This is a genomic window from Pseudomonas sp. NFPP25 (genome assembly GCF_900116505.1).
Lineage (GTDB): Bacteria > Pseudomonadota > Gammaproteobacteria > Pseudomonadales > Pseudomonadaceae > Aquipseudomonas > Aquipseudomonas protegens.
Genome location: NZ_FPBG01000006.1, coordinates 244,908 through 268,030, shown reverse-complemented (window position 1 = coordinate 268,030; position 23,123 = coordinate 244,908). Strand labels below are relative to the sequence as shown.

General features: G+C 63.0%; 26 protein-coding genes. 4 read left to right on the top strand and 22 right to left on the bottom strand.

The genetic code is table 11. From position 1 onward, the window contains the following. Positions 1-27: 27 nt before the first annotated feature. Positions 28-918: an AraC family transcriptional regulator gene (locus BM382_RS24385; protein WP_011060138.1), complete on the bottom strand. Its 891-nt coding sequence runs from the start codon at positions 916-918 to the stop codon at positions 28-30. Between the two features lie 180 nt (positions 919-1,098). Here BM382_RS24385 and BM382_RS24380 point away from each other — a divergent pair, with 180 nt between their 5' ends. Beyond that, entirely contained in the window at positions 1,099-2,151 is a 1,053-nt protein-coding gene (locus BM382_RS24380; RefSeq protein WP_019094642.1) for an NAD(P)-dependent alcohol dehydrogenase, read from the top strand. A gap of 92 nt (positions 2,152-2,243) precedes the next feature. Here the strand turns inward: BM382_RS24380 and BM382_RS24375 are convergent, their stop codons facing one another. Beyond that, a complete protein-coding gene (locus BM382_RS24375; protein WP_011060136.1) occupies positions 2,244-2,723 on the bottom strand; it encodes a GNAT family N-acetyltransferase in 480 nt (159 codons plus the stop codon). A gap of 211 nt (positions 2,724-2,934) precedes the next feature. On the opposite strand from BM382_RS24375, the gene BM382_RS24370 reads away from it, so the two are divergent. From BM382_RS24370 to BM382_RS24360, 3 genes are all read left to right on the top strand, one after another. Beyond that, on the top strand, positions 2,935-4,152 hold the full coding sequence (locus tag BM382_RS24370) for an MFS transporter (RefSeq protein ID WP_072444178.1): 1,218 nt from the start codon (positions 2,935-2,937) through the stop codon (positions 4,150-4,152). A gap of 84 nt (positions 4,153-4,236) precedes the next feature. Continuing rightward, complete coding sequence (locus tag BM382_RS24365) at positions 4,237-4,563, top strand: hypothetical protein (protein WP_011060134.1); 327 nt, start codon at positions 4,237-4,239, stop codon at positions 4,561-4,563. A gap of 53 nt (positions 4,564-4,616) precedes the next feature. Continuing rightward, positions 4,617-4,997, top strand: a complete 381-nt coding sequence (locus BM382_RS24360; RefSeq protein ID WP_019094643.1) for a Rho termination factor N-terminal domain-containing protein — start codon at positions 4,617-4,619, stop codon at positions 4,995-4,997. 26 nt (positions 4,998-5,023) lie between these two features. Here BM382_RS24360 and BM382_RS24355 read toward each other — a convergent pair whose 3' ends face one another. From BM382_RS24355 to BM382_RS24260, 20 genes are all read right to left on the bottom strand, one after another. Continuing rightward, positions 5,024-5,944, bottom strand: a complete 921-nt coding sequence (locus BM382_RS24355) for a PfkB family carbohydrate kinase (RefSeq protein ID WP_015634716.1) — start codon at positions 5,942-5,944, stop codon at positions 5,024-5,026. Further along, positions 5,937-7,403 carry a purine-cytosine permease family protein gene (locus tag BM382_RS24350; protein WP_041116809.1) on the bottom strand — a complete coding sequence of 489 codons (1,467 nt, stop codon included), beginning with the start codon at positions 7,401-7,403 and terminating at the stop codon, positions 5,937-5,939. The genes BM382_RS24355 and BM382_RS24350 overlap by 8 nt, the downstream gene beginning before the upstream one ends. 141 nt (positions 7,404-7,544) lie before the next feature. Beyond that, positions 7,545-8,543 (bottom strand): ADP-ribosylglycohydrolase family protein, encoded by a 999-nt coding sequence (locus BM382_RS24345; RefSeq protein WP_072444180.1) that lies wholly within the window; start codon positions 8,541-8,543, stop codon positions 7,545-7,547. Then, on the bottom strand, positions 8,540-9,253 hold the full coding sequence (locus BM382_RS24340) for a GntR family transcriptional regulator (RefSeq protein WP_011060129.1): 714 nt from the start codon (positions 9,251-9,253) through the stop codon (positions 8,540-8,542). The genes BM382_RS24345 and BM382_RS24340 overlap by 4 nt, the downstream gene beginning before the upstream one ends. A gap of 70 nt (positions 9,254-9,323) precedes the next feature. Then, positions 9,324-9,887, bottom strand: a complete 564-nt coding sequence (locus BM382_RS24335; RefSeq protein WP_011060128.1) for a DUF1285 domain-containing protein — start codon at positions 9,885-9,887, stop codon at positions 9,324-9,326. A 22-nt stretch (positions 9,888-9,909) separates the two neighbouring features. Next, positions 9,910-10,512, bottom strand: coding sequence for a DUF4823 domain-containing protein (locus BM382_RS24330; protein WP_011060127.1), 603 nt, complete (start codon positions 10,510-10,512; stop codon positions 9,910-9,912). Between the two features lie 100 nt (positions 10,513-10,612). Beyond that, positions 10,613-11,581: a GTP 3',8-cyclase MoaA gene (locus BM382_RS24325; RefSeq protein WP_011060126.1), complete on the bottom strand. Its 969-nt coding sequence runs from the start codon at positions 11,579-11,581 to the stop codon at positions 10,613-10,615. A 139-nt stretch (positions 11,582-11,720) separates the two neighbouring features. Next, complete coding sequence (locus BM382_RS24320) at positions 11,721-12,359, bottom strand: TetR/AcrR family transcriptional regulator (RefSeq protein WP_011060125.1); 639 nt, start codon at positions 12,357-12,359, stop codon at positions 11,721-11,723. An 811-nt stretch (positions 12,360-13,170) separates the two neighbouring features. Then, positions 13,171-13,956: a TatD family hydrolase gene (locus BM382_RS24315; protein WP_011060124.1), complete on the bottom strand. Its 786-nt coding sequence runs from the start codon at positions 13,954-13,956 to the stop codon at positions 13,171-13,173. A gap of 84 nt (positions 13,957-14,040) precedes the next feature. Further along, a complete protein-coding gene (locus tag BM382_RS24310) occupies positions 14,041-15,027 on the bottom strand; it encodes a DNA polymerase III subunit delta' (RefSeq protein ID WP_072444181.1) in 987 nt (328 codons plus the stop codon). Next, positions 15,020-15,652: a dTMP kinase gene (tmk, locus tag BM382_RS24305; protein ID WP_011060122.1), complete on the bottom strand. Its 633-nt coding sequence runs from the start codon at positions 15,650-15,652 to the stop codon at positions 15,020-15,022. Before tmk ends, BM382_RS24310 begins: the two co-directional genes overlap by 8 nt. Before the next feature lie 19 nt (positions 15,653-15,671). Beyond that, a complete protein-coding gene (mltG, locus tag BM382_RS24300; protein WP_072444182.1) occupies positions 15,672-16,871 on the bottom strand; it encodes an endolytic transglycosylase MltG in 1,200 nt (399 codons plus the stop codon). 3 nt (positions 16,872-16,874) lie between these two features. Further along, positions 16,875-17,690: an aminodeoxychorismate lyase gene (pabC, locus tag BM382_RS24295; protein ID WP_072444183.1), complete on the bottom strand. Its 816-nt coding sequence runs from the start codon at positions 17,688-17,690 to the stop codon at positions 16,875-16,877. Further along, the gene (gene fabF / locus BM382_RS24290) at positions 17,690-18,934 is read right to left on the bottom strand and encodes a beta-ketoacyl-ACP synthase II (RefSeq protein ID WP_011060119.1); all 1,245 of its coding nucleotides are present in this window, start codon (positions 18,932-18,934) and stop codon (positions 17,690-17,692) included. The genes pabC and fabF overlap by 1 nt, the downstream gene beginning before the upstream one ends. Positions 18,935-19,044: 110 nt before the next feature. After that, on the bottom strand, positions 19,045-19,281 hold the full coding sequence (gene acpP, locus BM382_RS24285) for an acyl carrier protein (protein ID WP_003175607.1): 237 nt from the start codon (positions 19,279-19,281) through the stop codon (positions 19,045-19,047). Positions 19,282-19,477: 196 nt separating this feature from the next. Next, a complete protein-coding gene (gene fabG, locus BM382_RS24280) occupies positions 19,478-20,218 on the bottom strand; it encodes a 3-oxoacyl-ACP reductase FabG (protein WP_011060118.1) in 741 nt (246 codons plus the stop codon). 16 nt (positions 20,219-20,234) lie between these two features. Then, on the bottom strand, positions 20,235-21,173 hold the full coding sequence (fabD, locus tag BM382_RS24275) for an ACP S-malonyltransferase (protein ID WP_011060117.1): 939 nt from the start codon (positions 21,171-21,173) through the stop codon (positions 20,235-20,237). A gap of 126 nt (positions 21,174-21,299) precedes the next feature. Beyond that, entirely contained in the window at positions 21,300-22,310 is a 1,011-nt protein-coding gene (plsX, locus tag BM382_RS24270) for a phosphate acyltransferase PlsX (protein ID WP_072444184.1), read from the bottom strand. Positions 22,311-22,313: 3 nt separating this feature from the next. Further along, on the bottom strand, positions 22,314-22,496 hold the full coding sequence (rpmF, locus tag BM382_RS24265; protein ID WP_003179396.1) for a 50S ribosomal protein L32: 183 nt from the start codon (positions 22,494-22,496) through the stop codon (positions 22,314-22,316). A gap of 13 nt (positions 22,497-22,509) precedes the next feature. Then, the gene (locus tag BM382_RS24260; protein ID WP_011060115.1) at positions 22,510-23,037 is read right to left on the bottom strand and encodes a YceD family protein; all 528 of its coding nucleotides are present in this window, start codon (positions 23,035-23,037) and stop codon (positions 22,510-22,512) included. Between the last annotated feature and the right edge of the window lie 86 nt (positions 23,038-23,123).

The following is a 23,123-nucleotide window of genomic DNA, read 5'->3' as shown; positions in this document are numbered from 1 at the left end:
CCAGCTCCTACAAGGGGGGCGATGTTTTCAAGCGGCGCGTTCTTCGCCCGGGTTGCGTTCGAAGTAGCGCTTGTACTCGCGGCTGAACTGCGAAGTGCTCTGGTAGCCCACACGATGCGCCACCTGGGCCACGCCCAGCCCCTCTCCCAGCAGCAACTGCTGGGCCTTGAGCAGGCGCAGGCGCTTGAGGTACTGCACCGGCGACAGCAGGGTGCTGCGCTTGAAATGCTCGTGGAAGGTCGAGGTGCTCATGTTGGCGCAGCGGGCCAGGGTCTCGACGTTCAACGGCTCGGTGTAGTGCTCGTGCAGGTGATTGAGCGAAGCCGCAACCCGGGCGAACTGCCCCTGCTGCTCCACCAGCGCCCGCAGCGCATCGGCCTGGGGCCCGCGCAAAGCGGCAAAGAGCAACTCACGCACCCGTGAAGGGCCCATGACCTTGCACTCCAGAGGATCGTGCAGGCAGCGCAACAGGCGTTCCACGCAACCACGCATGGCGTCGTCGAGCACAGCCGAGGTCATCGACTCCAGGGTCTGCGCCGAAGCCGCCCGGCCTTCGGTGACGCCCATGGCCAGCACCAGCTCGCTCAATACCGCCCGGTCGATGGCGATGGAAACCCCCAGCAGCGGCGCATCGGGCAAGGCGAAGGTTTCGCACTCGAAGGGCACCGACAGGGCCTGGATCAGGTAATGCCCGGCACCGTATTCCAGGGTTCGCGTGCCCAGGTAGGCCAGCTTGCTGCCCTGGGCAATGATCATCAGGCTCGGCTCATAGATCTGCGGGCCCCGCGCCACGTCGCAACTGGCCCGCAGCACCTGGACCCCGGGCAAGGCGGTGGCAACGAAACCGTCACGGCTGGCAAGGGGCTGGATCAGCGAGACCAGGGTGGCGTTGGCGTCCAGATGGCGGGTCAGCAGCATGGGGAAAACTTCACGGAAAAAGGGACGAAAACATCATCGCAGGTCTGTACGCCAATGCCGCGTGAAAACCGCCAATGCCGGAGGAATAGGCATGACATGCCGAGGAATCGCCATGGTTGGCCCAGGGCCCGACGCCGAGAATGCCACGCCTCAATCGTCAATGCTTTTGCGAGGTCCACCATGTACACCGCCATCGGTTATGCCGCCCAATCGGCCACCACTCCCCTCGCCCCCATGAGCTTCCAGCGCCGCAGTCCGCGTGCGGACGACGTCGCCATCGAGATCCTCTACTGCGGCGTCTGCCACTCCGATATCCACCAGGCCCGCAACGAATGGGGCATCGCCGTGTACCCGCTGATGCCGGGCCACGAGATCGTCGGCAAGGTCACAGCCGTCGGCGCCAACGTCAGCAAGCACAAGGTCGGCGACCTGGTGGGCGTCGGTTGCATGGTGGATTCCTGCCGCCACTGCGAGGCCTGCGCCGCCGACCTGGAGCAATACTGCCTGCAAGGCCCGACCATGACCTACGCCACCCCGGACCGGGTCGATGGCAGCAACACCATGGGCGGCTACTCCGACAGCATCGTGGTCAGCGAGCACTTTGTGGTGCGCATTCCGGAGAAACTCGACTTGGCCAGCGCCGCGCCAATCCTCTGCGCCGGCATCACCACCTACTCGCCACTCAAGCATTACGGGGTCAAGCCCGGTGACAAGGTAGGGATTCTCGGCATGGGCGGCCTGGGCCACATGGGCATCAAGTTCGCCAAGGCCCTGGGCGCCGAAGTGACCCTGTTCACCCGCTCCGCGAGCAAGGCCGAAGAAGCCCGCCGCCAGGGTGCCGACCATGTGATCGTATCCACCGACGTGGCGCAGATGCAGTCGGTGGCCGGGCACTTCGACTTTCTCCTGGACACCATCCCGGTGCCCCACGACCTCAACCCCTACCTCGACACCCTGCGCTTCGATGGCGTGCATATCCTGGTGGGCCTGATCGAACCGGTGGACCCGGCGCTGCACGCCGGAAAGCTGGTGATGAGCCGCCGGGTGCTGGCCGGCTCGCTGATCGGCGGTATTGCCGAGACCCAGGAAGTGCTGGACTTCTGCGCCGAGCACGGCATCACCTGCGATATCGAAATGCTCGACATCCGCCAGATCAATCAAGCCTACGAGCGCATGATCAAGGGTGATGTGAAGTACCGCTTCGTGATCGACATGGCGACCTTGAAAGGCTGATTCTCGACACCGTCAAAGCATGGCTGGTCGCCGGGGGCGCCGATGGCGTGCGCCTTCGCCGGCACGCCGGCTCCTCCACGAGCCAGCTGGCGTCAGCCGCGAGCAAAGGCGCGCAGCACTTCGCCATCCATGCGGTACTTGACCCATTCCTCCTGAGGCTGGGCGCCCAGGGACTTGTAGAACTGGATCGCCGGCTCGTTCCACTCCAGCACGCTCCATTCGAAGCGTCCGCAATCATTGTCACAGGCGATCTGCGCCAGATGTCGCAGCAGTTGCTTGCCCGCCCCGCCGCCCCGTTGTTCCGGAGTGATGTAAAGGTCCTCCAGGTACAGGCAATTGCTGCCCAGCCAAGTGGAATAACTGAAGAAGAACACCGCAAAGCCGATCGGCACGCCTTCGCGCAGGCAGATCAGGCCATGGGCCGTGGCCCCCTCGCTGAACAGGCTGCGTTCGATATCGGCGACGCTGGCGATCACTTCATGGCGGGCCCGCTCGTAATCGGCAAGTTCGGTGATGAACGCAAGAATCTGCGGGGCATCGCTGGGCAGTGCAGGACGGATTTCTACGGTCATCGACGGCTCTCTTGTTGGAATCAGGCGGCCATATTAGAACGGCAGCAGAAATACATGCACGACCATTTATGCCAAGCCCCCCGGCCCAGTTCCTTGCGCACGGCACTTACTCCGCTGCCGACTAACCCTGAGGCCTGCAGGAACACAACAAACACCGGGAGGCGCCATGTTAGAAAGCCCGACATGACTTCAAGCATAAAGAGGCACTTTCATGTCGGCGTGCACCCCGCAACAGTCCCGGGTCTCGGCCCCGTTATTCGGCCTGTTCTGCCTGGGCAGCTACCTGCTGTCGCTGTCCTACGGCTCGACCTTTCTCCTGTCGCTGCTGATCGGCAGCCGTGGCGGCAATGAACACGATGCCGGCACGGTGATTTCCACAGCCATGCTCAGCACCTTTGTTGCGGTGATCGGCTCCGGGCACCTCTCGGACAGCCTCGGCGCCGCGCGCTCGGTGGCAGTGTTCGGCTGCCTGCTGGCGGTGGCCAGCCTGGGCTTTGCCCTGACCCCGGGGGTCGGCCCCGGCCTGCTGTTCTTCGGCCTGACCCTGGGCCTGGGCTGGGGGGTGTTCTATACCCTGGGACCGATCATCGTGGCGATGCTGGTGGAGCCTGCGCAACGGGCCCGCTACTTCGCACTGCTGTCGGGCAGCATGATGACCGGAATCGGCTCCGGCCCCTTGCTGGGGCGCCTGGCCAGTGCCCTGGGCTACCCACTGACCAGCGCCTTTCTGATCGCCGCCGGCGCCAGCCTGCTGGGTGTGCTGATCTTCTGGCGGCTGGGCGGCCGGCTGCGCCAGCAGGCCAACCACCTGGGCACCGCGGCGGCTAGCATCACCTGGGCTGGCACCGCGCAGGTGCTGTCCTCCCGCGCCGTCTGGCCGATTCTCATGGTGGGCCTGGGAGGTTGCGTATTCGGCGGCCTGTCGAGCTTCCAGACCAGCTACGGCCCCTCCCGCGGCGTCGACTACTCGCTGTTCTTCCTCGGCTTCATGAGCGCCGCCATCGCCAGCCGCTTGCTGATCGCCGGGATCGTGGTCAAGCGCGATCCCTATCGTGCTGCCTGCCTCCTCTCGGGGCTGATGCTGGTGTCGATCCTGCTCTTTTTATTTGCTGTCGACAGCAGCGCCAGCTACCTGCTGGCTGCCGTGACCCTGGGAGTGGGCTATGGCCTGACCTACTCGGTGATCAACGGCCTGGCGGCCAACGAAGCGCCAGCCGGCTGCACCTCCCAGGCGTTGCTGCTGTTCAGCCTGTCGTACTTCATCGGGGTCTTCGGTTTTCCCTGGCTGGCCGGGCGGATCATCGTCGAAGCCGGCATCCAGGCGCTGCTGTTCACGGTCCTCGGCGTAGCGTTGCTGAACTGGCTGATCAGCCTTGGCCGCCTGGGCTGGCGGCGCCTGGGCCACTGGCGTATGGCAGCCGGTGCATAACACCGTTCGTCGATCATCAGGCACCAACCGGCCCCGGCAGCGGACCAATATCAGGTAACGACTCTAACGAATGGAGGCGACACCATGATCAAGGTCCAACTCTGCGCCCTGGCCCTGGCCGGGCTGCTGTCCACTGCTGCCCTGGCCGGCGCCACCGGCCCGACCAACCCGGTTGAAGGCCCGAAATCCCCGGCCACCCAGGGCACGCCGAAGATCAACATCAACCCACCGGCCATGGACGAAGGCTCATTGCCACCGGCGACCGGGACCGACCCGCGCATTCAGGGCAACGACAACGGCCGCCAGGGCGGTGTCGGCACCATGGACTCCAGCACACCCGACAGTGGCAAGACCGGTACCGGCTCGAAAACCACCACCGGCGGCTCAGGTTCTGAAGGCAGCAGCCAGTAACCGCCGGTTCAATCCAGCAGGCCCTGTGCGCCAGGGCCTTGAGGAGAGATGTCATGACTCGAGGAAGCAAAGCCAAATACACCCTGGCCCAGCGCCGCAAGGCCGCGGCCATCGAAGCCAGCTACGAAGAACGCGGGCTCTCGCCGGAGCAGGCCGAAGCACGGGCCTGGGCCACGGTGAACAAGCAGTCCGGCGGCGGTGAACGGGCGGGCGGCTCCGGTCGGGACAAAAGCCCGGCAGACAAGGCCCGGGCCCGCAGCGAGTCGGCCCGGCGCGCGGTGGCTACGCGCCACGGGCATGCCCGCAACAGCGCGGCGTCCCTGGGCACCCAGAGCAAGGACAGCCTGATGCGCGAAGCTCGGGCGAAGAAGATTCCGGGACGCTCGCGCATGCGCAAGCAGGAGCTGATCGAAGCCCTGAGCAAGGCCGGCTGACCGGCGGCCAGTTGCTCGCCGCTGACTCAGCCGCGCGCCAGCAAGGCATCCACTTCGGCACTGCCCGGAGCGGTGGCCGGGCCACGCCGGGTGACGGCAATCGCCGCCGCGGCGTTCGCCCGACGAGCCGCCATCAGCGGCTCAAGGCCCGCTGCGAGCCCGGCGACCAAGACCCCGGCGTGGGCATCACCGGCACCGTTGCTGTCCACCGCCTCCACCTTGAACCCCGGCACCTGCACCGCCTGCCCCTGGCGGCTGACCCAACAGCCGCGGGGGCCATCACGCAGCACCAGCAACGCCGCAGGTGACAACCAGCTTTCGAGCTGCGCCAGCGCCTGGGCAATCTGCGAAGTACCGGTCAATTGCAATGCCTCGGCGCGGTTGCTGCTCCAGATATCGATCCGCGGCAACAGCGCCGCCATCAAGGGTGAATCTGCCGAACCGGCCAACGGCCCCGGGTCGAACATCAATGGGATCGAACGAGGCAGCGCCAGCAACCAGTCCAGCAGGGCCCGTGCCTTGCACTCCTGCAACAGGCTGTAGCCGCTGACATAGAGGTAATCCCCCGCCTCCACCCGGACCCGGGCCAGATCCTCGGCCGACAATTCGCCCTCGGCGCCGATATGGGAAATGAAGGTGCGTTCAGCAGAGGCTTCGGTCAGGGCCACGCACAGACCGGTATCAGCCCCCCTGCCGGGCTCCAGGCTCATCTGTATGCCTTCGCCCTGCATCGCCGCCCGCGCCAGGTCGCCAAAGCGCCCCTGCCCGTGGCGCCCGAGGTAGACCACCGGCAACCCGTTGCGCGCCGCGGCGGCCATCACGTTGAAGCCGCCACCGGCCTCGAAGCCCGCAGATTGCGCGAGCACATCGCCTCCGGAGGCCGGCAGGCGCTCTACCGCCATCACCAGGTCGACTATCACCTGGCCGGTGTGCAGCAACCTAGGCATTGGCGTTCTCGACAAAGGCCGCGCGCCGGTCCCGGGCACCGCCCAGTAGAGCGTAACCGCCGCCGGCCACCAGGAAGGTGACGATCCAGCCCAGGCCGTTATGCCCCAGCCAGGAATCGGCCAGGGGCCCGGTGAACCAGACGTCTTCGGCAGTGGTGCCGATGGTGGTGAAACAGAAGCCCAGCACAATCGCCAGCACCCAGGCGCCAAAGGCTCGCCATTCGATGCCGCCCCGGTACCAGTAGGCGCTGCTCGGGCCGACGTTGAGCAGATCATCGGCGCTGTAGTGATGACGATGGATCAGGTCCACCACGAAGATCCCTACCCAGGCGGTGATCGGCACCGCCAGCAGGGAGATGAAGCTGATGAAAGGGCCATAGAAGCTGTCGGCAATCAGCATGAAATAGATCGAGCCGAGGAAGATCGCCACGATATCCACCAGCACCGCATAGACCCGCTTGACCTTGAGGCCCAGGGTCAGCGCGGTGAGGCCGGCGGAATACACAGAGAGGTTGTTGGACAGCAGCAGGCCGCCAAAGGCCGCGACCAGGTAGGGCACCGCCATCCAGGTCGGCAGCATGTCGCGGATCGCGATGATCGGGTCCACTGCCGAGGCCAGGTGGTCGTTGCCCACCGACAGCAACCCGCCCAGGGTAATCAGCAACACCAGCGGAATGCCGGCGCCAAACGCCGCCGAAGCCACCAGGCGCCCGGCCGTTACCGAACGGTGCTGATAACGCGACATATCGGCCCCGGAACTGGCCCAGCCAATCCCGGTCCCGGCGGCCATGGTGCCGACGCCGATGATCATCGCGCTCATGGGGGCCGGCGCGGCATTGAAGACCGCCGCCCAGTCGATGGTGGCGCAGAGGAAACCGCCCACCAGCACGTTCAGGGCACCAAAGCCGTAGGTGGCCCACTTCTGGATGACCAGCAAGGTGGCGTGGCCCAGGCCGGAGACGCTCAGGGTCATCAGCACGAAGATGCCGATGAACAGCAGGGTCAGCAGCGGCGCATCCTTGGCCGAGGCCGGGGTCTGGAACAGGATCGAGCTCAGGGACAGCAGGACGAAGGCCGCCGTGGTGGTATTGACCGTCTCCCAGCCAACCCGTGAAAGCATCGACACCAGGGTCGGGCCGATATTGCCCCGCACCCCGAAGATTGCCCGGGACAGGGTCAGGCTCGGCGCCCGCCCGCGCCGGCCGGCTACCGAGATCAGGCCGACCACGGCGAACGACCCCACCGACCCCAGGATGGCCACCAGCAGCACCTGCCAGATCGACAAACCGCGAAACGCCACCAGGGTCGCCCCCAGGGGCAGGCCGAGAATACTGATGTTGGCCGCGAACCAGACCCAGAACAGCTGCAGCGGGTGCCCGTCGCACTCTGCCTCGGGAACCGGCTCGATACCGCGGGTTTCCAGTTGCCCGGCGCCTGATCCGGCCGTGGATGAACTCATGATAAAACTCCTGTTGCCGTTGTTAGGGGTATTGGGCAATTTCGGAAGTCACAGAACATCCCGGCATTCCTGGCCGTGTCATAGCTTTCCATAGCGATCGGCAACATGGCCGCACACCGCGGCCTGTACCTTAAAGGCGGCTCAACGCAGCGCCAGCAGCTGTTCCACCAGAGGCTGCAGGTCCAGCTCATTGACCTTTCGCACCTGCCCGATCAGTTCGCCAGGCCAGATATCCATCCCCAGGCAAGCGCCGAGCATGGCACCGAGAATCGCCGCGATAGTGTCGGTGTCGCCCCCAAGGCCCGCGGCCATGCACAGTGCCTCGAAGGCCGGCAATTGCCCCAGGGCCACTTGTCGGGCCAGGGCGAAACTCACCACCACCGATTCCTGGGAAGCCACCGAGGTGCCGATCAGCTCGTAGAGCATCCGCGCAAAGCCTTCCCGATCGCCGTCGACACGCAGGGTGCTGGTCCAGTCCAAGCGAGCACCGATGGTGGCACCCGCTACCCAGTGCCCCTGGGCCTGGGCCTGCCGGGCGACCTGCACACCAAGTGCCAAGGCTTCGGCCAGAGGCTGGCCGTTGATTCCGGCGGACACCACCGCCGCCACCGCCGCCGCGCTGGCAATGCCCAGGCTGGTGTTGTGCGTCACCTGGCAGGCCTCGACCACCGCCTGCAGAAACGTCTCGGGCCGAGCCACATCGGCGGCGATGCCCACCGGCGTGATGCGCATGGCGGCGCCATTGGTGGTGCCATAGCGGCCCGCCTCTTCAACGGACTCCCCGGCGAGGATCATTTCAATGGCGCGTTTGGTGGAAGGCCCCAGCAGATCCTGGGAACCCTTGGCCTGCATCTGCGCCTCCCACTCGATCAGGCTCTGGGCCAGGGCCGCCGGAGCGATCCGGCCCTGCCCCCGGACCAACAGGCGAGCCACCAGGATCGCCTGCTCGGTATCGTCGGTAATGGAGCCCCGGGGCATGTTCGCGGCAATCGGCTGGTCCGGGCCGGCGTCCTCCAGGGTGCGGATGACGCCGAAGCGCTGCTGGATCTGTTCCCGGCTCAAGGATTGGGTCGGCATGCCCAGCGCATCGCCCAGGGCCAGCCCGTAGAAGGCGCCCAGGGCGCGCTGCAATGCATTCACCGCGGCTCTCCGAACTGCAGGTGCATGCGAAAATGCTGCGGGTCCAGCAGGCTTTCGACCTGCTCCATAAAGCGCCCCTGGCGGTCGTAGGTGGTACGCAGGGCCTTGAGGAAGACTTCGCCCGGAGCACGTCCGAGCAATTGGGCATCTTCAGCATTCAAGGGCTCGGCGCCGATCCACTGATCGCCGCGCTCGCCGATATAGCCGTAGGCGGCCAGGGTAATGGTCAGGGAATCATCGATCAGGCCGACCCTAGGCAGGCCTTCCAGCTCGCCGGAAGCCGGGATCAGAGAGCGCTCCAGGGACAGCACCCGGCCATCGGTGCTGCGGCGCCGGCGATCGAGGGCGATGAACTGGTCGGTGCCCAGGCGATGCTTGAGGTCCGGGCGCTGGATCGCTTCCAGGCGCAGCACCTCGGTGTTGACCAGCGCACCGCTGTCGGCCAGGGCCTGGGCCCAGCCATGATGCTGATCCAGGGCAACACCGTCGAAGGTGACGATGGAGCCTACGCCGCTTTGCGTGGCGATGTAGTTGCGCCGCTTGAGCTCGGCCAGGGCCTCGCGCAAGGTGCCACGGCTGACACCGAATTCTTCGGCCAACTGATGCTCGCCCGGCAGTTGAAAGCCGTCCTCCAACAGGCCGCTTTCAATGCGCCGGATCAACTCGTCGACCACCCTTGTTTTCTTATCGAATCGGACATGTTTGATCATGTCCGGCTTGATACATGAAAGGCCCGAGCCAGAGCAAGAAATATCTTCTTACAGCCGTCTGAAACGCCCGTCAGGGTTCAAGACCAATGGGAAAGAACACCCCACAACTCCACACCCCCAGCCAATTCTGGCCGTCGATCTGGCGGGTCTGCGCCAGCTCCACCAGTTGGTAGAAGACGTTGCGATGGATCAGCGCTTCAAGATTGTGTCGAACCAGGATGTAAGGCGCCGGTTCCTGGGTCAGGGGGTCGATCACCACCCGCAGCGGGTGCTCGTCATTGGCGACCACCTGCTCCTCGACGTTGGTAGAAAAGCGCAGCACCTGAGCCTCGCCCTGCCCTTCGACCTCCAGGGTCACGGCGACGAAGGGTGCGTCGTCGACCTTGATGCCGACCTTCTCCACCGGAGTGATGAGGAAATAGTCATCGCCATCGCGGCGAATGATGGTGGAGAACAGCTTGACCATGGGTTTGCGGCCGATCGGCGTACCCAGGTAATACCAGGTGCCGTCGCGGGCGATGCGCATGTCGATATCGCCGCAGAAGTCGGGGTTCCACAGGTGGACCGGCGGCAGGCCTTTTTCAGCCTTGGGAATCTGCGCCAACAGGTCGTTGGCCTTGCCTGGACCACTCATACCGCTCTCCTCCCTCAATCAATCAGTCGCTCAGGCCCAGCAGGCCGCGCGCGTATTGCTGCAACGGCGGACCAAGCAGATCCTGTGGCTTGTTGTCATGGAACGTCAGTAAACCGCCACGGCTGCGAATCCGCGCGGAATCGATCAGGTACTGGGTACTGGTTTCGATCAACATGATCTGGATGGTACTGGTATCCACCCCCAGGCGGTCCACGGCTTCCTGATCCAGCCACTCGTCAGAGTTACCGATACGGTCATCGGCCTTGGCGAAACGGGCGTAGAGCAGATAGTGCGCCCCCGCTTCCCGGGCTTCGGCCATGGCTTCATTCAGGCCCTCGGGCGCCTTGGCCCGACGCACCATGGGGAAATACTCGACAAAGCCGTTGAAGGCTTCCTCGGCTACCACGTTGGGCCGCGGATAAGCGCCACCCGGCGGTACGAAATGCCCCTGGGCAATGAAAATGAACGAATCCGGCTGAATGCGGAACGAGCTGGTGCGGCGTGTATCACTGTGATCGAGCACCCCCGCATCACTCAGGTGATAGCGCACCCCTTCGCCCATATCACTGACATTCATGCAGCCGCCGAGTGCCAAAAAGGCCAGCAGCAAAACCAGGCTACGCATCCTACCCTCCAAAATCCGGTGACGGAAAACCGGCGAATGGCCACGGGATGCAGCTTCCGCGCCAGCTCCGCCAAGGAAGGGAATTCGTCGGCAAAGCGCCTCAGCCGCCAATGATCTTCATCACCGTGGCTCCACCGGAAAAGGCCAGCTCCTGCTTGTCCCCCAAGGCCTTGACCAGCAGCCGCTGCAAGGCCGGCAGAGCCTGATGGCGCGGCTTGTCCAGCAGGTCGCCGACATAGTGACGATTGCTCGAAGAAAGGCAGCCGTGCAGCCAGCCCGTGGAGGACAGCCGCAAACGCGAGCAGGTGCGGCAGAACGGCACGCTTTCGTTGGCGATCACGCCGAAATGACCGTGCCCGGGAATGGCGTAGCGCACCGCGGTAGCATCCACCGGCGCATCGGCCTGAAGGTATTCGTAGCGCTGGCCGATCAGGTCCAGTAACTGTTGCAGGCTGACAAACTGCTGCAGGAAAGCGTTGCCATCATTGGCCAGGTGGCCCATGCGCATCAGCTCGATGAAACGCAGCTCGTAACCCCGTTCCAGGCAGTAATCCAGCAACGGCATCACCTGATCCAGGTTCTGCCCACGCAACGGCACCATGTTGACCTTGATCTTCAAACCGGCACTGCGGGCTTGCTGCATGCCATCGAGCACCGTGGCCAGGTCGCCGCCACGGGCAATGCTGCGAAAAGCCGTCGCATCGAGGGTATCGAGGGAAACGTTGATCCGGCGGATACCGGCCTCCACCAGCAACGGCAGCTTGCGCGCAAGCAATTGGCCATTGGTGGTCAGGCTGATGTCGTCCAGCCCCATGCGCCCCACCGCACCCATGAAGGCTTCCAGCTTGGGACTGACCAGGGGTTCGCCACCGGTGATGCGCAAGCGCTCGATGCCCGCCGCTTCCATCAGGTACGCCACGCCGCGAGCCATTGCCTCGGCCGACAACTCGTCCTGGGCAGCCACCAGCCGCTTACCGTTGGGCACGCAGTAGGTACAGGCGTAGTTGCAGGCTGACGTCAGACTGATCCGCAAGTTGCGAAAGCGCCTGCCTTGACGATCAACGATCATGGATGACTCCGGCGTAGGAAGGGAGAACCGGGCAAAACCTGACCCAAAAATCAGGTTTTGGCAAGTCCCATGCCTGAGTATATTCCTCGGACACTGCGCCATACAGTTTGTCGATGGCGCAATACAGCGGCTGAATGCCTTAGCTGTTCGAGGTGTCGGGGTCGCGCTTGCGCTTGTTGCCCATGCGCACACCGATGTCCATCAGGAACTGGAAGAAGCCTTCCTGATCTTCCAGCACATTGCTCCAGAACGGCGAGTGGTACAGCGCAACCGCACCATGCACCAACGCCCACGAGGCACAGTAGTGGAAGTACGGCGGCACGTCTTCAAGCTTGCCTTCACTGATGCGACCCTTGATCAGCAGGGTCAGGCGCTCGAAGTTGGACGCGCGGATCTTGTGCAGTTCCTCGACCATCTCCGGCACCTGGTTGCCCTTGACCACCTTCTCTTCCAGGCGGTCGAACAACCGATAGCGCTGCGGGTCACGCATGCGGAATTCGAAGTAGGCCCGGGACAGGGCTTCCTTGTCCTTGTCGACGTCGGCCGAGTGCAGCAGCTCGTTCAGGTCGCGCTCGTAGTCGAGCATCAGGCGCAGGTAGATCTCCGCCTTGGACTTAAAATGCTTATAGATGGTCCCTTTGCCGATACCCACGGCATCCGCAATCATCTCGACGGTGACACTGTCTTCACCTTGTTCGAGGAACAGCTTGAGCGCGGTATCGAGAATTTCTTGCTCGCGGCGACGAAACTCACGGACCTTACGAGGTTCTTTCTGCATAAGAAAAGGTCTGTTCGGGGTCAAAATCGAAGCCGCGTATTATGCCTAACTTGCGCCAAAATGCACGGATCATCCATCGTTGCTGGTGTTTCTGGCGCAAAAGCCGCCCCGTCAGAACCTTCCAGACAGGCGCCAAAAGCCAGGGAAATCCCGTGAATACGGGGCCGGGCCAGGGTTCAAATAGCAAACTTCCACAGCCGCCAAGCTCCGGATCAGACCGCGAAGTCTGGTTTTTCCCGCAACCAGCACCCTGGATTGCCCCACGCCCTGCGTGCGACGCAAAGACCTCGATAAGTCGCAATTTCATCATTGCCCGGCTGATTCGTCGCTCAGCGGGGGCCAATGCAACTGCCGTCCCACAGCATCAGAGAAGCCCTAGAAGAGCGGAAGAATAATCCGAAAGTATCGATGGCGTTGATAACTGCCAGCCGGACAGGTACCGCAAACTGCAACAGATTATGTAGGCAACCTTCAGGAAAATGCGGCTATTTTTAGTCTTATCGGCTAAAAATCAGGTGATATTCAGCGATCGCGTCGAAAATTGCGATACAGGCAACCCAAATGAGAACTCAAGCGAAGCGCGCGTATTCCAAATTTGTTTAAAAAACGAGCAGGGGCAACTGGACTGAATGCAATAGTGATCAATACTTCAACTGTCGGCGGGACATCTCCCCCAAGTGAAACGCCGATCAAGGTACCGAAGGACCGCGTGCCTTAGTTTTACTCCTAATGGTCTTAACCCGGATTCACCCCCCAGAACCCGGGTTTTTTTTGCCCGCCATTCAGCGCCAGTGCACCGTACGACCCAGGCTCAGCCCTTGACCCGCGCCAAGGGGAACAGGCGCTTGAAGTTGGCCGTGGTCTGCTGGGCAAAGGCTTCATAGCTTTCGCCCCGCAGCATCGCCAGGAACTCCGCCACCTCGCGCACGTACTGCGGCAGGTTGGGCTTGCCACGATAGGGGATCGGCGCCAGGTAAGGCGAATCGGTCTCCACCAGCAGGCGGTCGGCCGGCACCTGTCGGGCCACGTCCCGCAGGGCATCGGCATTGCGGAAGGTGACAATCCCCGAGAGGGAAATATAGAAACCTAGGTCCAGGGCCGCCTTGGCCATTTCCCAGTCTTCGGTGAAGCAATGCAGCACACCGGCATTGGGCAATGCCGCCTCGCGCAACAGTGCCAGGGTGTCGGCGCGGGCGCCGCGGGTGTGCACCACCACCGGTTTGCCGGTCTGCTGGGCGGCCTGCAGGTGCAGGCGGAAGGATTCCTGCTGCAGCTCGGCGGCTTCCGGCTCGTAGTGATAGTCCAGGCCAGTCTCGCCAATGGCCACTACCCGGGGGTGATTCAGTTCATCCAGCAGCCAGTCCAGGGCCGGCGCTGCGCCGGGCTGCACATCCAGCGGATGCACGCCCACCGAGCAGTCGACATCGTCATAACGATCGGCCAGGGCCTTGACGTCCGCCGCGTTGTCGGCGCTGACACCGATGCACAGGAAGTGCCCTACCCCCCGCTGGCGGGCAGCAGCCAGCGCGGCATCCAGGGAGCCGTCATGAGCGGCGAGATCGAGGCGGTCAAGGTGGCAATGGGAATCTACGAGCATAGGAGGCTACAACTACATCCGATCAATGAAAGGCCCGGGTTGTGGCGCCCGGGCGGAAACAACGCTGAGTCTAGGCGCTGCGGGTCAATTCTGGGTAGGCAGGGCCGCCCACTGCACCAGCAAGGCTTCCAGCAACAGCACGCGGTTGAGGTTGGCCTTGCTCAGGACCTTCTGGCGCTGGGCGAGGATCCAGTCCTGGATGTTCAGCACCTTGGCCTGGGCGGACTTCTGCGCCAGGTATTGCAGCACCTTGCGCATGTCTTGCAGGCCCAGTCCCTGCTCATCCTGGGTCAGTTGATAGCGCAGGACCAGGTTCGACCAGTCGCAGAACCAGTCGAACAGCAGCAACAAGGGAATGGCACTCCAGGATTCGGCCAGTTGCGTGGGCGACTGCTGCTGTTTCAGCAGCTTCTTCACCCCTTCCACCACTTGCGCCCGCTGCTCGCGAACACCCTGGGCCTGCAGGCTGACCGCTGCCAGCGGCGACCCGGCAGCCAGGGTCAAGAGCTCCACCCGCTCCTCCTCGGAGCAATCAGGCAGGGCCTGGGCCAGCCACTCAAGGCTCATGGCCTCGCTGGGCAGCGGGCAGGCCTGCTGCACGCAACGGCTCTTGATCGTGGGCAACAACCGGCTGGACTGGTGGCTTACCAGCAACAGCACAGTGTTGCCGGAAGGCTCCTCGAGACTCTTGAGCAGGGCGTTGGCGGCGTTGATATTCATCGACTCCACCGGCTCGATCAGCACCACCTTGCGCCCCCCCAACTGGGCGGTCTGGACCACGAAGCTCACCAGTTCGCGGACCTGGTCGACCTTGATCGCCTTGTCCGCTTCCTCCGGCTCCAGCACGTAGTTGTCCGGGTGGCTGCCGGCCAGCAGCAACAGGCAGGACTTGCATTGACCACAGGCGTCCAGGCCTTCCGGGCGCTGGCACAGCAAGCGCGCCATCAGCCGCTCGGCCAGGGCCCGCTTGCCGATACCCGCCGGGCCATGCAACAGGTAGGCATGGGCATGCTGGGTACGCCCCGCCAATTGCTGCCAGAGGCTGTCCTGCCAGGGGAAGACTTCAGCCACGGGCGCGCTCCAGCAATTGCGGCAACAAGCTGTCCAGGGACTGCTGGACCTGGGCCAGGGGCTGCGCCGCATCCACCAGCACATAACGCTGCGGCGCCGCTGCGGCGCGGGCCAGGAAGGCTTCGCGAACCTTCTGGAAGAAGGCCTGGCCTTCCTGCTCGAAGCGATCCAGCCGGCCACGGGCACTGGCTCGCGCCAGGCCGACATCCACCGGCAGGTCGAAGACCAGGGTCAGGTCGGGGCGCAACTCGCCCTGGACGAAATCCTCCAGCGCAGCAATGCGCGCAAGGCTCAGGCCGCGGCCCGCGCCCTGGTAGGCGTAGGTGGAGTCGGTGAAACGGTCGCACAGCACCACCGCACCGCGCTCCAGGGCCGGGCGAATCACCGTTGCCAGGTGCTGGGCACGCGCGGCGAACACCAGCAACAGCTCGGTATCGGCATTCATGACCTCTTCCACCGGGGTCAGCAGCACATCGCGAATCCGCTCGGCCAGCGGCGTGCCACCGGGTTCACGGGTCAACAGCACCTCGATCCCCGCAGCGCGCAGGCGCTCGGCGAGGTACTCGCGATTGGTGCTTTTGCCCGCGCCTTCCGGGCCTTCCAGGGTAATAAACAAGCCAGTCACGGGCAGTCCTTAATCAATGTCATTGCGGGCTTTTCGCCGCGGGCTCGGGCACAGGCTCGGCAGGAGCCGGAGTCGCAGGCGGCTCGGGCGCAGCTTGCGGGGCGCTTGCCGGAGCCGTCTCCGGGCCAGGGGTTGCAGGCGTCTCCGGCACCGGACCTGCCGCTTCGGGAACCGCTGGCGTGGCGGCTGGGGCCGGGCTGGAACGGTAGTCGGCGCGACGCTTGAGCTGAAACTCGCGCACCGCGCTGTTGTGGGCATCCAGGTCATCGGAGAACACATGGCTGCCGTCGCCCCGCGCGACAAAATACAGGCTCTTGCCGGGCACCGGGTTGAGGGCGGCGTGGATCGCCTCGCGTCCGACCATGGCGATCGGCGTCGGCGGCAGGCCGGCAATCACGTAGGTGTTATAGGGCGTGGCTTCCTTGAGATGAGCCCGGGTCAACTTGCCGGTGTAACGCTCACCGAGGCCGTAGATCACCGTAGGATCGGTCTGCAGCAGCATGCCAATCTGCATGCGACGCACGAACACGCCTGCGATCTGCCCACGCTCCTGGGGTACGCCGGTTTCCTTCTCCACCAGCGAGGCCATGATCAGCGCCTGATAAGGATCGCTGTAAGGCGCATCGTCGGCACGCTTGCTCCACTCCTTGGCCAGCACATCGTCCAGGCGGTCGTAGGCTTTTTCCAGGAGCTCGGCGTCGGTCATGCCCCGAACGAAACGATAGGTGTCAGGGAAGAAACGCCCTTCAGGGAAAACCCCGGGATGCCCGAGCTTTTCCATCACCTGGCTGTCGCTGAGCCCCGTCAGGGTCTGCTGCAATTTTTCGCTCTTGGCCAGGGCGCTGCGTACCTGGCGGAAATTCCAGCCTTCCACCAGGGTCAGGCTGTACTGCACCACCTCACCGCGCTGCCAGAGGCCGATCAGGCCTTCGGCGGTCATGCCTGGGGTCATGCGGTACTCGCCGCTGTGCAGAGGCTGGCCCGCCATATTGAAGCGCCAGTACAGGCGCAGCCAGAAGGCATCATCGAGCACACCCTCGGCTTGCAAACGATTGAAGGTGCCGGTGGGCGTCGAGCCGGCGGGAACATCGAGCAACTGTTCCTGGCTCAGGTTAAGCGGTTGTTCCAGGGCCGAGTACAGTTTCCAGGCACTCGCACCCAACAGCAGTCCTGCCAGGACCAGTCCGGTTTCCAGCAGGAGCAGTAATTTACGTCTCACGAATCAAGCATCCAGTAGTGCGCGGGTAATGCCCTGCAGTTTACGGGTGAGCGCACCCGCCGACCAGCTCATCCCGGCACAGCCAAGCACTGGCCAGACGCCATAGACACTGTTGCAGACAAAGACTTCATCAGCCTGTTGCAGTTGATCGAGACTGATATCCCCGACTTGCGCAGGGATGCCCAATGACTCGGCCTGAAACAATATTTCAGCGCGCATCACCCCGGCCACGCCGCAGCGACCCAGGTCAGCCGTCAGCAGCCGCCCCTGGCTGACCAGGAACAGGTTGCTGAACACGCCTTCGATAACTCGCCCAGAGGTATCTCGCATCAAGCCTTCGGCATGCTCGGCATCACGCCACTCGGCACGAGCCAGAACCTGCTCCAGACGATTGAGGTGCTTGAGGCCGGCCAGCAGCGGCTGCTCGGCCAGGCGCGTGGTACAGGGAAACAGACGAATGCCTTGCTCGGCATGGGCCAGGGGATACACCGGCAATGCGGAGCCCTGGAGAATCCGCCGTGCAGCGGTTGCAGGATCGGCGGCATAGCCGCGCTGGCTGTCGCCCCGGGTCAGGATCAGCTTGAGCACACCCTCCCCCAAAGCCGCCGCATAGGCCTGCAGCTCACTGCGGATCAGGGCTTGATCCGCCGTCAGCGCCAGGCGCCGACATCCTTCGGCCAGACGCTGCAGATGCCGCTCCAGCAGCCGCGGGCGCCCGGATTTGACGGCAATGGTCTCGAACAGACCATCACCGTAAGCCAGGCCGCGGTCCTTGAGCGACAGTGCGTCAGCCGGCTGACCGTCGACCCAGCTGTGCATCACTCGGAGAACCGGCGGAACACCAGGGAGCCGTTGGTGCCACCAAAACCGAAGGAGTTGGACAGCACTACGTCGATGTCCATGCTGCGCGCGGTGTGCGGCACGAAATCGAGGTCACAGCCTTCATCCGGCTCATCCAGGTTGATGGTGGGCGGCGCGGCCTGGCTGTTGATTGCCAGCACACTGAAGATCGCCTCGATCGCCCCCGCAGCACCCAGCAGGTGACCCGTCATGGACTTGGTGGAACTGACCGCCAGCTTGTAGGCGTGATCGCCGAACACACTCTTGATCGCTTCGGCCTCGGCCAGGTCGCCGGCCGGGGTCGAAGTACCATGGGCGTTGATGTACTGCACCTGGTCCACGTTGAGCTTGGCGTCGCGCAGGGCATTGGCGATGCAGCGCGCAGCACCGGCACCATCGGCGGGAGGCGACGTCATGTGATAGGCGTCACCGCTCATGCCGAAGCCGATCAGCTCCGCATAGATGGTGGCCCCACGAGCCTTGGCGTGCTCCAGCTCTTCCAGAACCAGGGCGCCGGCGCCGTCGGACAGGACGAAGCCATCACGCCCCTTGTCCCAGGGACGGCTGGCGCGGGTCGGCTCGTCGTTGCGGGTCGACAGTGCACGGGACGCGCCGAAGCCGCCCATGCCCAGGCCACAGGCAGCCATTTCAGCACCGCCGGCGATCATCACGTCGGCTTCGCCGTAGGCGATGTTGCGCGCAGCCATGCCGATGCAGTGGGTACCGGTGGTGCACGCAGTGGAAATGGCGTAGTTCGGCCCCTGGGCACCCAAGTGGATGGACAGGAAACCGGAAATCATGTTGATGATCGAGCCAGGCACGAAGAACGGAGAAATCCGTCGTGGGCCGGAATCGTGCAGGATGCGGCTGGTTTCCTCGATATTGGTCAAACCGCCAATACCCGAGCCCATGGCCACGCCGATGCGTTCACGGTTGGCATCGGTGACTTCCAGACCGGCGTTGCGTACCGCCTGGAAACCGGCTGCCAGGCCGTATTGAATGAACAGGTCGAGTTTGCGGGCCTCTTTGACCGACAGGTATTCCTCGACATTGAAGCCCTTTACCGAGCCGCCAAAACGGGTGGAATAGGCAGAAAGGTCGGTGTGTTCGATCAGACCGATGCCACTTTGGCCAGCCAGAATGCCCTGCCAGCTGCTTGGCACATCCGTACCCAGTGGCGACAACATACCCATACCGGTGACTACGACGCGTCTACGCGACACAGCACTCTCCTTTTTCTAATGACGACACTTTGTATCAGGCCTAAAGAAAAAACCGCACGCCGTAACGGCAGTGCGGTTTTTCCATGACAGCAAAAGACGACTACAAACGATTAAGCCTGGTGGCTGGTAACGTAGTCGATAGCTGCTTGAACGGTAGTGATCTTTTCAGCTTCTTCGTCAGGGATTTCGGTCTCGAATTCCTCTTCCAGAGCCATCACCAGCTCAACGGTGTCAAGGGAGTCGGCACCCAGGTCTTCAACGAAGGAAGCGGTGTTAACAACTTCTTCTTCTTTAACGCCCAGTTGCTCAGCAACGATTTTCTTGACGCGCTCTTCGATGGTGCTCATACCTTGTTTTCACTCCTAATGGACAAATTCAGGCAGCTGGCCAGTGGGTAAGTGTATAGAAAGGCTTTTCAGCTTTTCAACTGAAAGCTTTGTCCCTCAAACCCTTTGGCCATCTGCCTATAAATTGATTGCAGCTTTATAACGGATTTTAGACAGCTCGTATGACATTTTTTTGAAGCAATCCGTCACATTTGACTCACATATACATCCCGCCGTTGACCGGGATTGTAGCCCCAGTAACGTATGCCGCACCGTCGGATGCCAGAAAAGCGACCACTTGCGCGATCTCTTGAGCCTGGCCCAGACGACCCAGCGGAATTTGCGTCAGCAGCGCTTCACGCTGCGCTTCCGGCAGTTCGCGGGTCATATCGGTGTCGATAAAACCTGGAGCAACCGAGTTCACCGTGATCGACCGCGAACCCACTTCACGGGCCAGGGCACGGCTGAAACCTTCGAGACCAGCCTTGGCGGCCGCGTAGTTTACTTGGCCTGCGTTGCCCATGGCACCCACAACCGAGCCAATACTGATAATTCGACCCCAACGAGCCTTGGTCATGCCACGCAGAACGCCCTTGGACAGGCGATACAGGCTGTTCAGGTTGGTATCGACCACGTCGTACCATTCGTCATCTTTCATGCGCATCATCAGGTTGTCGCGAGTGATGCCGGCGTTGTTCACCAGGATCGCCGGCGCACCGAACTGCTCGGTGATGCTGGCCAGGACTGCAGCCACGGACTCGTCACTGGTAACGTTCAGCTCAAGGCCGGTGCCCTGGATGCCATTTTCCTTGAGGGTGGCAGCAATGCGCTCGGCACCCGAAGCGGACGTGGCGGTACCCACCACGGTGGCGCCCATACGCCCCAGCTCAAGCGCGATGGCCTGGCCGATACCACGGCTGGCGCCGGTCACCAGTGCAACTTTACCTTGCAGACTCATGCAAGCTTCTCCTAGTTCAGGCCAACGCTGCACGGGCGGCAGCGAAAGCATCTGGGGTGTTCAGGTTAGAGGTCGACACGCCTTCGGCGCAGCGCTTGTTGAGGCCGGCCAGGACCTTGCCCGGGCCGCACTCGACCAGCTCGGTGGCGCCATTGGCTGCCAGAGTCTGGACCGACTCGACCCAACGCACCGGCTTGTACAACTGCTCCAGCAGGTCGCGCTTGAGGGTGTCCAGGTCGGCGGCCACAGCGGCACTGACGTTCTGTACCAATGGAATCTGCGGTGCCTGCCAGTTGATCGCAGCGATCGACTCGGCAAAGCGCTCGGCGGCCGGGCGCATCAGCTCACAGTGGGAAGGCACGCTGACCGGCAGCGGCATGGCGCGCTTGGCGCCCCGCGCCTTGCAGCCCTCGATGGCGCGATCCACAGCCGCCTTGGCCCCGGCGATCACCACCTGGCCAGGGGAGTTGTAGTTCACGGCGCTGACCACCTCGCCCTGCGCGGCTTCAGCACAGGCGGCGACCACATCGGCATCTTCCAGGCCGAGAATTGCAGCCATGCCGCCCTGCCCTGCCGGCACGGCTTCCTGCATCAACTGGCCACGACGCTCGACCAGCTTGGCCGCTTCCCCCAGGGTCAGGCTGCCAGCGGCGACCAGGGCACTGTATTCACCCAGGCTGTGACCAGCGACGAAAGCCGGGCGCGCGCCACCTTCGGCCAGCCATACACGCCACAGGGCGATGGACGCGGTGAGGATGGCCGGCTGGGTCTTGTCGGTTTGATTGAGCAGCTCTGCAGGACCTTCCTGGGTCAGAGCCCAGAGGTCGTAGCCCAGAGCATCGGAGGCTTCTTTGAACGTATCGAGGATCAGTGGGTACTGCGCGCCCAGCTCGGCCAACATGCCGAGGGACTGCGAGCCCTGTCCTGGAAAGACGAATGCGAGGGATGCAGACATGTAACAAGCCCCTAATGATCTTGTCGTCGGAGAATTGACGTCACACCGTGGTGGACGCAAGAAACTGACAGTTGGATGGCCAATTGAACTGAGCGGTCACATTTAAGCACTCCACAGGGAAAACGCCTAAAGCAACAAGTCTTCAAGACGCCCATGCAAGCGGCGCGGCAGGTCTTCCTGGATCTCGATCAACGCCCGCTGAATGGCACTCTGGAAACCTTGAACGCCTGCAGAACCATGGCTTTTCACCACGATCCCCTGCAAGCCGAGGAAACTCGCACCGTTGTGCCGCGCTGGCGCCAAGTCCGCCTGCAACCTGCGCATCAGCGGCAAGGCCAGCGCCCCAACAGCCCGGGACAGCAGATTCTGCCTGAACAAGGCTTCTATACGCGCGGCGATCATGGTCGCCAGCCCCTCGCTGGACTTGAGCAGGATGTTGCCGACAAAACCGTCGCACACCACCACGTCCGCCTCGCCCCGATACAACCCATCGCCCTCGACGAAACCGATGTAGTTGAGGCCACGGGCCTGCTGCAGCAAGCTCGCCGCCAGCTTGACCTGCTGGTTGCCCTTGATGTCCTCGGTGCCGATATTCAGCAAGGCCACCCGCGGCCGCACGATGCCCAGGGTTTCCGCCGCAACCGAGCCCATGACGGCGAACTGCAACAGGTGCTCGGCACTGCAATCGACGTTGGCTCCCAGATCCAGCAATTGGCAATAGCCACGCTGAGTCGGGATGGCAGCCACCATCGCCGGCCGATCGATTCCGGGCAGGGTTTTCAGCACATAACGCGACAGCGCCATCAGCGCACCGGTATTACCGGCACTGACGCAGGCCTGGACCTTCTCATCGCGCAACAGCTCAAGGGCCACCCGCATCGAAGAGTCCGGCTTGCCCCGCAGGGCCTGGGAAGGCTTTTCGTCCATGGTGATCACCTCGCTCGCAGGGGTAATCGTCAGGCGCGCGCGATCCACAGCCGTTTGACCGGAAATCAGTTCTTCAAGAAGGGAGGGTTGACCAACCAGGGTCAGGTGCAGCGAGGGGGTAGCAGACAGACAAGCAATACTCGCCTGAACAATGCTGCGGGGACCGAAGTCCCCGCCCATTGCGTCAATCGCGATGACTTGAGCGGACAAGGATTACTCGTCAGCGCCCTTGTCGATCACTTTACGACCACGGTATACGCCTTCTGGCGATACGTGGTGACGCAGGTGAACTTCACCGGTGGTCTTTTCTACGGAGAGGGTGCTAGCCTCGAGAGCATCGTGGGAACGACGCATGTCACGGGCAGAGCGGGATTTTTTGTTCTGCTGAACAGCCATAATTGATTAACTCCTAAACGTTTGGGTCACGCTTTAACTGCGCCAATACACTGAACGGGTTGGACCGCGTTACCTCGTCCTCGCTCGGTTCGGGCTCATCGAGCCCCGCCGGCTGCTGGCATTCTTCCGGATGATGAGCAGGCACGATTGGCAAGGCAAGCAAAAGCTCTTCCTCGACCAACGCCTGCAGATCCAAAGGATCTTCGCCCAGTTCCAGCACGTCATAACCTTTCGGCAACGACTGGGTATTCGCACCCTCCTTCACCACAGCGTAACTGCACTCACTGTGGATCGGCAGGGTGACCAGCTCAAGACAACGCTGGCAAACCATTTTGACTTCGACGTCGATGGAGCTGTGGATAACTACAGCTTTACGCTCGTCACGCTCGAAAACGAATTTAGCCTGCACCGTACCGACATTGTCGGAAAGCGGGTCGCAGAGTCTCTCCAAATCGGCCAGCAGCAGTTCACCTTGAAGGGTGGTGCCACGGTCAGCCAATTTGCGCGGGTCAACGTGAGGTGGAATCGGGTCATTCAACATAGGCGCAGCATTATAGGGATGCCCCAGGCCATGTCAAAGGAAATTCAGCCCTGTCCGTCACTTGCAAGCCTCGCTAGAATTCCCGG

Bases quoted from the DNA above. Each gene is read 5' to 3' on its own strand.
- acpP (WP_003175607.1), bottom strand. From the start codon at position 19,281: ATGAGCACCATCGAAGAGCGCGTCAAGAAAATCGTTGCTGAGCAACTG.
- BM382_RS24360 (WP_019094643.1), top strand. From the start codon at position 4,617: ATGACTCGAGGAAGCAAAGCCAAATACACCCTGGCCCAGCGCCGCAAG.
- BM382_RS24375 (WP_011060136.1), bottom strand. From the start codon at position 2,723: ATGACCGTAGAAATCCGTCCTGCACTGCCCAGCGATGCCCCGCAGATT.
- BM382_RS24340 (WP_011060129.1), bottom strand. From the start codon at position 9,253: ATGATCAAACATGTCCGATTCGATAAGAAAACAAGGGTGGTCGACGAG.
- BM382_RS24370 (WP_072444178.1), top strand. From the start codon at position 2,935: ATGTCGGCGTGCACCCCGCAACAGTCCCGGGTCTCGGCCCCGTTATTC.
- fabD (WP_011060117.1), bottom strand. From the start codon at position 21,173: ATGTCTGCATCCCTCGCATTCGTCTTTCCAGGACAGGGCTCGCAGTCC.
- BM382_RS24385 (WP_011060138.1), bottom strand. From the start codon at position 918: ATGCTGCTGACCCGCCATCTGGACGCCAACGCCACCCTGGTCTCGCTG.
- BM382_RS24330 (WP_011060127.1), bottom strand. From the start codon at position 10,512: ATGCGTAGCCTGGTTTTGCTGCTGGCCTTTTTGGCACTCGGCGGCTGC.
- BM382_RS24335 (WP_011060128.1), bottom strand. From the start codon at position 9,887: ATGAGTGGTCCAGGCAAGGCCAACGACCTGTTGGCGCAGATTCCCAAG.
- BM382_RS24355 (WP_015634716.1), bottom strand. From the start codon at position 5,944: ATGCCTAGGTTGCTGCACACCGGCCAGGTGATAGTCGACCTGGTGATG.
- BM382_RS24260 (WP_011060115.1), bottom strand. From the start codon at position 23,037: ATGTTGAATGACCCGATTCCACCTCACGTTGACCCGCGCAAATTGGCT.
- BM382_RS24380 (WP_019094642.1), top strand. From the start codon at position 1,099: ATGTACACCGCCATCGGTTATGCCGCCCAATCGGCCACCACTCCCCTC.
- BM382_RS24350 (WP_041116809.1), bottom strand. From the start codon at position 7,403: ATGAGTTCATCCACGGCCGGATCAGGCGCCGGGCAACTGGAAACCCGC.
- BM382_RS24365 (WP_011060134.1), top strand. From the start codon at position 4,237: ATGATCAAGGTCCAACTCTGCGCCCTGGCCCTGGCCGGGCTGCTGTCC.
- rpmF (WP_003179396.1), bottom strand. From the start codon at position 22,496: ATGGCTGTTCAGCAGAACAAAAAATCCCGCTCTGCCCGTGACATGCGT.
- BM382_RS24315 (WP_011060124.1), bottom strand. From the start codon at position 13,956: ATGCTCGTAGATTCCCATTGCCACCTTGACCGCCTCGATCTCGCCGCT.
- BM382_RS24325 (WP_011060126.1), bottom strand. From the start codon at position 11,581: ATGATCGTTGATCGTCAAGGCAGGCGCTTTCGCAACTTGCGGATCAGT.
- BM382_RS24320 (WP_011060125.1), bottom strand. From the start codon at position 12,359: ATGCAGAAAGAACCTCGTAAGGTCCGTGAGTTTCGTCGCCGCGAGCAA.
- fabG (WP_011060118.1), bottom strand. From the start codon at position 20,218: ATGAGTCTGCAAGGTAAAGTTGCACTGGTGACCGGCGCCAGCCGTGGT.
- pabC (WP_072444183.1), bottom strand. From the start codon at position 17,690: ATGCACAGCTGGGTCGACGGTCAGCCGGCTGACGCACTGTCGCTCAAG.